7 protein-coding genes and 1 tRNA gene are annotated in these 11,337 nt (G+C 33.5%); 2 read left to right on the top strand and 6 right to left on the bottom strand.

The window, feature by feature from the left end:
• Window positions 1-171: 171 nt before the first annotated feature.
• The 4 genes from ACIQ2Z_RS11440 to ACIQ2Z_RS11425 all read right to left on the bottom strand — a co-directional run bounded on the left by ACIQ2Z_RS11440 (window position 172) and on the right by ACIQ2Z_RS11425 (window position 6,897).
• Window positions 172-245: transfer RNA gene (locus ACIQ2Z_RS11440), tRNA-Asp, on the bottom strand.
• An 86-nt stretch (window positions 246-331) separates the two neighbouring features.
• Window positions 332-1,258, bottom strand: coding sequence for a DUF58 domain-containing protein (locus tag ACIQ2Z_RS11435; protein WP_396184284.1), 927 nt, complete (start codon window positions 1,256-1,258; stop codon window positions 332-334).
• Window positions 1,259-1,371: 113 nt separating this feature from the next.
• Window positions 1,372-3,522 carry a prolyl oligopeptidase family serine peptidase gene (locus ACIQ2Z_RS11430; RefSeq protein ID WP_396184283.1) on the bottom strand — a complete coding sequence of 717 codons (2,151 nt, stop codon included), beginning with the start codon at window positions 3,520-3,522 and terminating at the stop codon, window positions 1,372-1,374.
• Window positions 3,523-3,549: 27 nt separating this feature from the next.
• Window positions 3,550-6,897, bottom strand: a complete 3,348-nt coding sequence (locus ACIQ2Z_RS11425; protein WP_396184282.1) for a tail fiber domain-containing protein — start codon at window positions 6,895-6,897, stop codon at window positions 3,550-3,552.
• A 147-nt stretch (window positions 6,898-7,044) separates the two neighbouring features.
• Between ACIQ2Z_RS11425 and ACIQ2Z_RS11420 the strand changes: the two genes are divergently transcribed.
• Both ACIQ2Z_RS11420 and ACIQ2Z_RS11415 read left to right on the top strand, forming a co-directional pair.
• On the top strand, window positions 7,045-7,749 hold the full coding sequence (locus tag ACIQ2Z_RS11420) for a LytR/AlgR family response regulator transcription factor (RefSeq protein ID WP_396184281.1): 705 nt from the start codon (window positions 7,045-7,047) through the stop codon (window positions 7,747-7,749).
• A complete protein-coding gene (locus tag ACIQ2Z_RS11415; RefSeq protein ID WP_396184280.1) occupies window positions 7,746-9,719 on the top strand; it encodes a tetratricopeptide repeat protein in 1,974 nt (657 codons plus the stop codon). The genes ACIQ2Z_RS11420 and ACIQ2Z_RS11415 overlap by 4 nt, the downstream gene beginning before the upstream one ends.
• A 65-nt stretch (window positions 9,720-9,784) precedes the next feature.
• On the opposite strand, the gene trxA is transcribed toward ACIQ2Z_RS11415, so the two are convergent.
• Both trxA and ACIQ2Z_RS11405 read right to left on the bottom strand, forming a co-directional pair.
• Entirely contained in the window at window positions 9,785-10,102 is a 318-nt protein-coding gene (gene trxA, locus ACIQ2Z_RS11410; RefSeq protein ID WP_396184279.1) for a thioredoxin, read from the bottom strand.
• A 142-nt stretch (window positions 10,103-10,244) separates the two neighbouring features.
• Window positions 10,245-11,138, bottom strand: a complete 894-nt coding sequence (locus ACIQ2Z_RS11405) for an Abi family protein (protein WP_396184278.1) — start codon at window positions 11,136-11,138, stop codon at window positions 10,245-10,247.
• Between the last annotated feature and the right edge of the window lie 199 nt (window positions 11,139-11,337).

Raw genomic sequence — 11,337 nt, 5'->3', positions numbered from 1 at the left:
TCCAAAAAGCAAAAAAGCCATTCACCAAAAGGTGAAAAGCTTTTCATTGGTCTAACTACTAAACCAGGACTTCCTTTCGGTCGTCCTAAACAACACAACTATTTTAAATGCTTTTTTGGGCAAAAAAGCACTTTTTTACCAAAGTGCTTTTAAAAATTTTCCCAATTTTAGCGGTCTGGACGGGACTCGAACCCGCGACCCCATGCGTGACAGGCATGTATTCTAACCAACTGAACTACCAAACCTTCGCTTAATTGCGGTTGCAAATATACAACGGAATTCAATATCTGCAAGTGTTTATGTTACTTTTTTTGGAATATTTTTACATTCGTTATCCAAACATTTGTTTTTCAACCAAATATGTGGTGAGTATTTTTTCAAAATTGGCTCCAACATTAACCGGAACGTATTTTATTTTATTTTGAGCACACGTCATCGCTACTTTTTTAAAGTAGGATTCCACATTTTTTTCATACGTTTCTTTGATGTTTTCAGCAAATAAGTTAACTGATTCTCCGGTTTCCACATCAATAAACTTTCTTGGTGCATTATCAAAATCGAAATTGAGTTCTCTTTTTTCATCAATAACATGAAACAAAACCACTTTATGTTTGTCATGTTTCAAATGTTGTAGGGCATTAAACAATGCTGTTTCTTCGCCCTCTTGAAACATATCCGTAAACAAAACAATCATCGAACGACGATGTAATTTTTCAGCAATTTGATGTAAAAAAGTAACTGTTTCTGTGGGTTTTGGCACTTTTGGATTTTCCAACAAGTCTTCCAATTTGTTCAGAATCATCCGATGATGACGATCACTTCCTTTTTCAGGAGCATAGTATTCATATGCATCCGAAAAAACACTCAAACCCACTGCGTCACGTTGCTTTTTAAGCAAATTCATCAAAACAGCAGATGCCAATACGGAAAAACCAATTTTGCTTTCGTAAAACGGTTCCCCTTCTTTTAACTTCGGATAATGCATCGAAGAAGAATTGTCAATAATCAAATGGCAACGCAGATTGGTCTCCTCCTCGTATCTTTTGGTATACAATCGATCGGTTTTGGCAAACAATTTCCAATCAATATATTTCGTGCTTTCGCCTTGATTGTAGACTTTATGTTCTGCAAATTCAGCCGAAAAACCGTGAAATGGTGATTTATGCATACCGGAAATAAAACCTTCTACAACTTGATTGGCAAGTAGTTCGAGGTGTTTAAAACCTGATATTATTTCTTTTTGATCTTCTATCTTCATAGCTCAAAGATAATTTGAAAATTTGAAAACTGGTTGATTTACTTCATAATTTTAACAAAAAAGGCTCAATCTTTCGACTGAACCTTTAACTAAATACATTCCAACTTATTTAGCTATTTCACTTGAAATTCGGGATGTCCACATTGCCATAGAACAAAACCGAATTGATGTGCAAAATCAAGATGTGTTACATTTTTATCTTCTGTAAAATGTCCATTATCAAAATTTACTTTCAACAAAGCCGGTTTTATGGTGGCTGTATTTAACTGCATCATTGCAGCAAATTTAGCGGGTTGCCACAGAATCACTCTTGGGTCATTCCATCCAGCAACACACAAAACAGCAGGATATTTTTCCCCTTTTTTAATATGAGCCACACCATCCATTTCATATAATGCTTTACATTCAACAGCATTATTAATAGTTCCAAACTCTTTGGTATTATTTGCTCCATTAGGTGTAAACTCCATTCGCAAAGCATTAGAAATTCCCACATTACAAACAGCAGCTGAAAACAAATCAGGCTGTTCTGTAATGGCTCTTGTTATCAATATGCCGCCGGCAGAAGTACCCATTCCACCTAATTTAGAAGGAGAAGTATAACGGTTTTGAACTAACCATTCTGCACAACTGATAAAATCTTTCCATGTGTTGGGTTTGGTTGTTTTATAGCCTCCCATATACCAATCATATCCTTTTTCTCCGCCACCTCTAACATGCGGAATAGCAATGATAACATTTTTTGTTGCTAAAGTATTATACATTACATCAAAATACGGTTTTGAACTCATTCCATAGGCTCCGTAGGCTTCCATTACACAAACATTTTGTCCGTCTCTTTTGATGCCTTTTTTATAAATTAATGACAAGGGAATCATAACGCCATCATGTCCTTTGACCTCTACTTCTTCTACAACCAACTCTTCAAAAACTTTAGGATAATTAGATGATTTACTGAACTGACTTGTGGTAAAACTATTTTTATCCAGGTTAACATCAAAGGAAATAGCTGACTTATTCCAACTCATTATTCGAACTGTTACCACATTCTTTTTTTTATCTAAAACACTCAATTTGAATGTGCCCGATAAAGGGGTCTCAATCTTTTCAAACGTCTTGTTTTCAAATCGATATTTATACAAGGAACAATTAATTCCGTCGCTATAAACCATCACTAAATAATCTTTGCATTTGACAAATTCTTCCAATTTTTCTTTTCTTTCCGAAACAATAACTTCTGCTTTATCCCAATTTGGGTTTTCAATTGTAGTTGCAATCAACTTTAAATTAGAAGCTCCTTTTGAAGAAATTCCATATACTTTTCCTTTATGAAATTCTAACGTACCTATAAGACTATCTTTAACTTCGGACAAAACTTTCCATTCTAACTCTTTTATGTACTTGTCAATAATGGGAGCATAAAACATTCTTAATTCACTTTGGACTGAAAAAAGTCCGCCAAAAACATAATTTGGCATATCTTCAGTAGTAAAAGCAACAGGAAAATCAGCTGCATCAATTGGAAGTTCGGGATTTTTTGCTTTGGAGAAAAAATCTTCGCTTGGTTTTGTCAAATCTATTGATTGAAACATGGTTTTGAGATTCATAAATAACTCAGGACTAGTCATATCAGAAGTTACCAATTTAGGCCACAAAAACCCTGAATTATCGGGCATCCAATCGGTGATTCCTTGATAATTTGGTTCAAATTTTTGAGGCAAAACCTTTTTCATAGCTACATCAACTATAATCAAACTTCCAATTTCTGCACCCATTTCGGAATAACCTATCCCTAAAAACTTACCATTAAAACTAGGTTTTATACCCGTAACGGAAAGGGTTTTCCCTTCAATAAATGTGAGAGGATCAAACAAAAGCTCTTCGGTAGCATTTATGCTTTTCTTCATGTAAATTTTACCTACCGACTCGTTAGGCAATGTTTTTTTGTAGAAAAAAATACCTCCTCTAAAATAAATATCGGTGTATTTTTCCTGTTGTATTAAACTCAACTCATTCCACTCTTTAGCTAATGCCTGAATTCCATTTACTTTACTAAAAACTTGTGAAGTATAATCTGCTTGGTTTTTAAACCATTGTTCTACTTCAGGATTTTTCATATCTTCTAACCAACGTAATGGATCAGGATAAGAAACACCGTGAAAAACATCAACCTCATTTCCTGTTTTAGTTGGAGGATAGGATTGAGAAAAACCTACTGAACTAAACAAAAAAGATAATGCAGTAAAAAAATGTATTAGTTTCATGTCGTTATTGTTTTGATAATAAAGGTATTATTTTTTGTCTTGATTGTTTAATCTTTCTTCTAATTGTTGAATTTTTAGTTGTAGTTTTTCAATCATCTCTTGTTGTTCTTGTACTGCTTTTACTAATGGCACCACAAATTCCGCATAGCGAAGTCCATAAAAATCTTCATTATTTTTAGGTTTATCCACACCCGAAAAAGTAAATCCGGTTTCTTGAGCTGCTTGTTCCACTTCTTGAGCGATAAATCCGGTTTGAATTTCTTGTTTTTTATCGTTTTCTGTTTCCGGTTTTCTAACTTCTGAAGGTGTTTTTAAATAAGTATGAATGACATCTAAATCCAATTGATAGGTAACCGGTTTTAATTTTGTAATAAAGGAAAGTCCTGGTACATTTTGTTTTACATTGGTTTTGAATCGTCCGTCAGATACATTGGTCCAATTGGCAAAACCACCAATAGAAGTGACACCGGCATCGCCAATGCGAACTTGGTTATCAGCCGTTATTCCCGATGCGTCACCTATGGCAGTTGAGTTGATGTGGTTTGAAGTGCTGAATGCATTTGTACCTATAGCAGTATTATAATTGCCTGTTGTAATGTTTAATCCACTATTGCTACCTAATGTAGTATTTCTAAAACCTGTTGTAGCAGAATTCATAGCTCTGTAACCTATCCCGGTGTTGTTAGAAGTCGTTGTATTGTATAATGCCTCTGACCCTAATGCAGTATTTTGACTACCAGTTTGATTCAGATACAATGAGCGATATCCTAGACTGTTGTTGTTGTTGCCCGTGGTATTACTAGAAAGTGATTCTGCACCAACAGCAGTATTTGGAGAGCCACTATTGTTAAATTGAAGTGCATTTCTGCCGATACCTGTATTAGAATTTCCATTTGTGTTACTTAAAAGAGCAAAATCACCAACAGCCGTATTAAACTGACCAGTATTATTGGCAATAATACCTCCTCCTCTTAAAGCTTCATTACCAATAGCAGTGTTGTAGGTTTCTCTACCCAAGGTGCGATTATCAGCAAAAAATAAAGCATGATAACCAACCGCTGTGCTTCTGCTATTAGCATGATTGTTATGTAATGAAGCAACACCTATTGCAGTATTATAATTACCGGTTGTATTAAAATCAAGTGCTGATGTACCAATTGCTGTGTTACTGCTGCCTGTTGAATTATCTTGAAGTGCACCTGTGCCATTAGCTGTGTTTCCACTCCCAGTTGTGTTGTTTTGTAGAGCACTTACACCACTTGCTGTATTTGAAATTCCTGTTGTATTAGAAAAAAGTGCTCCTCTACCATTGGCTGTATTTGAATTTCCAATTGTATTGTTTTGAAGTGCACCTTGCCCATTGGCAGTATTGGAATGTCCAATGGTATTAGCAAAAAGTGCTCTATAGCCAGTTGCAGTATTATTATTACCAGTAGTATTAGAATATAATGTTTCAGTTCCTATAGCTGTATTTGGTGTTCCTGTTGTATTACTATATAATGCCAAATAACCATTTGCAGTGTTATAATCTCCTGTTGTATTTGAAAACAAAGAATTTCTTCCAATGGAAGTGTTGTAATTTCCTGTTGTATTATTTCTTAAGGAAGCTGTTCCAACGCTTGTATTGTCTAACCCTGTAGTATTATTATTCAATGCCTCTCTACCCACCGCAGTATTCCAACTTCCGGTTGTGTTTAATCGCAAAGCGGTATTACCTACTGCTGTATTATCTTGTCCTGTTGTGTTTGTAAATAATGCTGCAACGCCAAAAGCGGCATTATTACTTCCTGTTGTATTGGAATACAAAGCATCTACACCACTGGCTAAATTGTAAATTCCAGTTGTATTTGAGAAAAGCGATTGATAACCATTTGCAGTATTATAATCTCCTGTTGTATTTGAAAACAAAGAATTTCTTCCAATGGAAGTGTTGTAATTTCCTATTGTATTATTTCTTAAAGAGGCAGTTCCAACGCTTGTATTGTCTAACCCTGTAGTATTATTATTCAATGCCTCTCTACCCACCGCAGTATTCCAACTTCCGGTTGTGTTTAATCGCAAAGCAGTATTACCTACTGCAGTATTATCTTGTCCTGTTGTGTTTGTAAATAATGCTGCAACGCCAAAAGCGGCATTATTACTTCCTGTCGTATTAGAATACAAAGCATCTACACCGTTAGCTACATTATAAATTCCAGTTGTGTTACTTTGTAACGACTGAAAACCTGTAGCAGTATTATAGTCGGCAGTATTATTTGTTAATGCATTTTGACCAATTGCAGTATTGTTTGAACCTGAAATTCCAAAACGCAAGGCACTATTCCCAATCGCTACATTAAAATTCCCATTAGTATTTAATCTATATGCGTCTGTTCCTACAACGGTATTGTTAACTCCATTTGTATTTGCCTCCATACTTCCTGCACCAATGCTTACATTGTAATTACCTAATGTATTATTAAACAATGCATTTACCCCAACAGCTGTGTTTGCCAATCCTATAGTATTATTTCTCAAAGAAGTTGCACCTAATGCTGTGTTAAATTCTCCCGTGGTATTTAGAAATAATGAATAATAACCTACGGCAGTATTATTACCTCCGGTTGTATTTGAAGCTAATGCTTGTCTTCCCAAGGCTGAGTTAAAACTACCTGTCGTGTTTGATATCATCGCATCTGAACCAAAAGAAGAATTTTCATTTCCTGAGGTATTATATCGGAGTGAATTATTCCCAAAAGCTGAGTTAAGAAAACCTGTAGTATTGGCAGCAATAGCATCATTACCTACAGCTGTATTTCTGTAGCCCGTTGTATTTAAAAACAACGCATAAGCACCAACGGCTACATTTACACTACCGGTAGTATTTGCATTTAAAGTGTTGTGCCCAATTGCTGTATTATATTGGCCAGTTGTATTGTTTAAATATGCTTGACTCCCAAATGCAATATTATTTGCTGAAATTCGACCAGAGATAATATTATTCCTTTTAAAAACCACATCATTATTATCAATAGTCCCAATAAAATTTACAGCAGGATTTGTCCCTGTATTACCAGTCAATTTCCAGCCGTCTTTACTTCCATTGCCAATGGGCAACCAAGAAGTTGTTGAATTATCCCAATAATAAAATCCCGGTTCGTTACTACCGGATGATGTTGTTAAATAAACCATCATCCCTTGCTGTGTAGCAGTAGGATTCGTTAACGGAAATGCGTCAATTTTAGGAATTAATACCCCATCTGTGTTGGCGGGAGTTGATTGATTACTTGATCGAATATCCAATTGTGCTTGAGGTGAAGTTGTATTGACACCTACTTGTGAAAAAGTTGTAAAAAAACACAAATGGAAAAAGAGTATACAGACATACTTTTTCATACTATTGCTAATTAAAGTTGGAATTGAAAACAAAGTTGATTGAAAAAAGTAGTTGAAAAAAGCACAAAAGGACGAACGACATTTTTACAGTACCAACAACCGATTTTGAGTAAATATTTTTATATTTGAGTAAATATTCTCCTTACTATGAAGGTGTTTAGCTGTATCATTGTGGATGATGACGAGATGGATCGACTCGTGGTACAATCGTATGCCAAAAGATTTTTAAATTTAAAAGTTATCGGTGTTTTTGAATCCGCTGAAAAAGCACTTCTCTTTTTAAATCAAAATGAGGTTGATATTGCTTTTTTAGATATTGAAATGCCGGGAGAATCCGGAATAGAACTTCGTAAAAAAGCACTTTCCATTCGGGTATGCGTTTTTATTTCTTCTCATACAGAAAGTGCAGCTGAAACCTTTGAAATTCAAACCTTAGATTTTATTGTAAAACCCTTTAAATTTCCTCGATTCGAACAGACCATTCAACGAATTGAAGAATTCATGAACATTAAAACCAAAGCTGATTTATATGAACAAACCATTGGTGGTGATGCAATTTATGTAAAGTCAGGAACCGAAAAAATCAAAATTAGATTGCATGAAATTTTATATTTGGAAGCGTTAAAAAATTATACAGTAATTGTGACCGAAACAGAGCGTCATTATGTCTTGAAAGGGTTGAGTGAATTCTTAACAGATGATTTATTTCATCAATTTGTTCGTATTCACAGAAGTTTTGCGGTCATGCCGTCTAAAATAAATAAAATCAACGCCAATGAAATTGAATTAGTTAACGGTACAAACTTACCAATTGGGAGAAGTTTTAAAAATGATTTACACAAACAACTATGAAAAAAATAATCACTCTTTTTTTTCTGTTTTTTTTTACATTTTGTTTTGGACAAATTCCAAAATCCTATGATTCGCTTGAGGTTTTTTTAAAAACAAAACCAATTGATACAAATTATGTAAAAGCCCTCAATAGTTTTACCTTTCTGAAAGTAAAACAAGGAAAATTTAATGAAGTAGATTCGCTTTTGGGTCAAATGAAAATTCACTCTACTAAATTAAAATTTCCAAAAGGGGAATATCTTATTATTAACATGAAAGGGGTAATTGCTTGGTCCAATCAAAAACCAGAAGAAGCATTGAAACACTTTTTGGAAGCAAAACAGTTTCTCGAAAAAAAGAATATGCCAAAAAAAATGCTTCAGTTTTTGATGGAAAATATTATGTCCACTCAATCACAACTTGGTAATCGAGAAGACGCCACTAAAACAGCTTTTGAAATTATTGGATTACAAGATAAATATGATTTGAAACCAATTACCAGTCCCTATGTCACTATTGCTCAAAATTTAAAACTACACAACAAACATAAAGAAGCAATTGAATATCTTGAAAAAGCAATTGAAATCAATACAAAAGAAAAAAACAATTCCGGGCTTGGGATTAACTATAACAGATTAGGTAATATTTATGAAGATTTAGGTCAGATTGACAAATCTATTGACTGCTTTAAAAAAGGAATTTCCTTCGCACAAAAAGATGAATATGTTTTGCTTGAAGCTGAATTATCAGTGAATTTGGGAAGACTTTATTTAACCAAAAAAGAGTTTACAAATGCAGAAAAATATTTACTATTGGGTGAAAAACTCTGTAGAGAAGTTAATGCTCCTCAAACCTTATTGATTGCATGCTCTGATTTAGGAAATTATTATCTTGAAAAAAATCAACTAGAAAAATCATTTGCTTATTATTCAGAGGCTTATGAATTGGCAAAAGAAAATGAAAATTATAATTACATCGTCATCACGGCTGAAAATCTAGCCGATTATTATCAAAAAAAGAAAGATTTCAACAAAGCTTTTCCTTTTTTAAAAGAAGCATATATAGCTAAAGACTCTGTTTTTAACATGGAAGTGGCTGATAAAACAGAAGAACTTTTGCGAACCTATCAAAATGAACTGAAAGAACAAAAAATAAAAAATCTAACCGTTGAAAACGATATTAAAAACTTAAAAATAAGTACAGCAAATAAACAAAGACTGTATTTATTTTTAGGATTATTTTTAGTGACTTGTATTGGAGCTATCTTATTCTATCAAAACCAACAACGCAAAAAAACAAACCACAAACTTCAACTCCTTAACGCAGAACTCGACCAAGCCAACAAAGCAAAAGCAAGATTTTTCAGCATCTTAAATCATGACCTGCGGGGACCTGTAGCCAATTTGATTTTCTTTTTACAACTCCAAAAAGAAATTCCGGAAATGCTGGATGAAGAAAGCACCAAACGCATGCAAGACAAAACCATGCATGGTGCGGAAAACTTACTCCATTCTATGGAAGACATTTTACAATGGAGCAAAAGCCAAATGGAAAATTTTAAACCTCAACCTACTCAAGTTTCAGTTTATTCGTTGTTTGAAGATACTCAGAAACACTTCTCAAGTACTGAACAAATTCGAATTGAATTTGAAAATCCTAATAATTTGAAGTTATTTACGGATGAAAATTACCTTAAAACCATCCTTCGGAACTTAACCGGAAATGCCATAAAAGCATTGGAAGGAATAGAAAATCCTACGATAAAATGGAAAGCTTGGCAAGCAAATAACCAAACTTTTTTATCAGTTACGGATAATGGAAAAGGGGCTAGTCAAGACCAATTCAAAGCTATGTACGATGATAAAGAAGTAGTTGGGATTAAATCCGGATTAGGATTACATTTAATTCGCGATTTGGCCAAAGCAATTCATTGCGAAATTACTGTTGATTCAAAATTAGGTGAAGGAACAACTTTTACTTTAAAGTTGTAATTTCTAAACCACAAAAAAAGGCCTGATTTACACCAGACCTTTATTCATATTTATTTTTTTACTTATTACAACAATGCATCAATTGCATCTGTATACGTTTTTTTAGGAGCAACTCCCACTTGTCTTCCTACCACTTCTCCTTTTTGGAAAACCAAAACTGTTGGAATGTTTCGTACGCCGTATTTTGCTGCAAATTCTTGATTTGCATCTACATCCACTTTGCCAACTACCGCTTTTCCTTCATATTCTGTTGCGATTTCATCGATAACCGGACCAACCATTCTACACGGACCACACCATGCTGCCCAAAAATCTACTACTACTGGTTTATTTGATTTTAATACTACCTCATCAAAAGTAGCGTCTGTAATTGCTAATGCCATTTTATATTTTTTTATTGATTAATATTCTTGTAATTAACTATGCAAATTTAAAAATTAAAACTTAATATGCTGTTAATTGAAAATTAGTTTTGATTATGAATGTATTTGGGTAATTGATGGTTAGTTGTGATTTCTAGCACACTTATAACCAAAGTTTATCATTTTGCCAATTTGCAGGAAAACCCATTTCCTTTTCTTGTTTCATCGGGCATTTTTTAATCAACTCTTTTAATCTAATTTTAAAAGTATTATTTGGACTGATAATTTGTAAAACATATTCAATACAACAAAGTGTGGCATATAATTTATTTGTATATAATTTGTCATTATCTAAAAAGGGATAAAGAGTATTATAGGGCAATTTTATTGGTACCAATCTTCTATTCCATATTCTGCCGTGATGTGCACAAATATTCCTAAGATTACAAAAACAGTGCATCCAATTTTCTAAAATTTCAGGATTTGTTAGTCCAAAATGTTTTGTTACTTTCTTCTTTTCTTCCGATTTTCTGAGGTTTTGAAAAATTTTAGACAGTAAGCCCATACTACTAACTTCTAAACTCATCCAACATGGCGGTTCACTTGGTTGCGTATATTTTGATTTATAATGATCAATAAATGTTTCATTACTCCTGTCAACTTCTTTTTGAAGCGAATCTAACTGATTAGCAAATCGCATGGCATCTTTGTATAATTCAGGTTTTAAATGCCAAAAACCTCCATACGTTAATGCAAAATTATAGATAATTTGAGTTCTTAAGACTATTTCTATTTTTTCAAGACCATCAAAAATTAACAACCGTAAGTGCCTGTCAAAAACGTATAAATCGATTATTTTTTCAAAAGATACTTCTTCTATAAAAGGATGATTTTTATCTTTGTTGTCTTGAAAAGGATACGTATAAGCTCTTAATCTATAATAGCTGATGTTTGATAAATAATGAGCAGCCTTCGTTTCATCATTAAAAATTAATCCTCTTTTTTTGAGCATTTCTATTTGCTCAAGTATTGGTACAGGCGGCTTTAAATATTTCATAGGCTTTATATAAAAATCGAAAACCAGCCTAGGTGCGCTGTTCGAGTGGGAAGCGTGGCTGGTATTATTAGTGCAAATGTACAAACATTTGTTTAGTATTCATTGATTATACGATAAATTTTAACAAAAGTTACAGTACTATCATTCTTAAATGTTACTCTTGTATTTTTTTATCATGTTGCTAACTTGCTTTCACCAC

Source organism: Flavobacterium sp. (assembly GCF_044361015.1).
Classification (GTDB): Bacteria; Bacteroidota; Bacteroidia; order Flavobacteriales; family Flavobacteriaceae; genus Flavobacterium.
This window is presented reverse-complemented; position numbering and strand designations above follow the sequence as displayed.

Excerpts from the sequence above, each read along its gene's own strand:
- ACIQ2Z_RS11435 (WP_396184284.1), bottom strand. The coding sequence starts at position 1,258 with ATGAAGATAGAAGATCAAAAAGAAATAATATCAGGTTTTAAACACCTC.
- ACIQ2Z_RS11430 (WP_396184283.1), bottom strand. The coding sequence starts at position 3,522 with ATGAAACTAATACATTTTTTTACTGCATTATCTTTTTTGTTTAGTTCA.
- ACIQ2Z_RS11425 (WP_396184282.1), bottom strand. The coding sequence starts at position 6,897 with ATGAAAAAGTATGTCTGTATACTCTTTTTCCATTTGTGTTTTTTTACA.
- ACIQ2Z_RS11420 (WP_396184281.1), top strand. The coding sequence starts at position 7,045 with ATGAAGGTGTTTAGCTGTATCATTGTGGATGATGACGAGATGGATCGA.
- ACIQ2Z_RS11415 (WP_396184280.1), top strand. The coding sequence starts at position 7,746 with ATGAAAAAAATAATCACTCTTTTTTTTCTGTTTTTTTTTACATTTTGT.
- trxA (WP_396184279.1), bottom strand. The coding sequence starts at position 10,102 with ATGGCATTAGCAATTACAGACGCTACTTTTGATGAGGTAGTATTAAAA.
- ACIQ2Z_RS11405 (WP_396184278.1), bottom strand. The coding sequence starts at position 11,138 with ATGAAATATTTAAAGCCGCCTGTACCAATACTTGAGCAAATAGAAATG.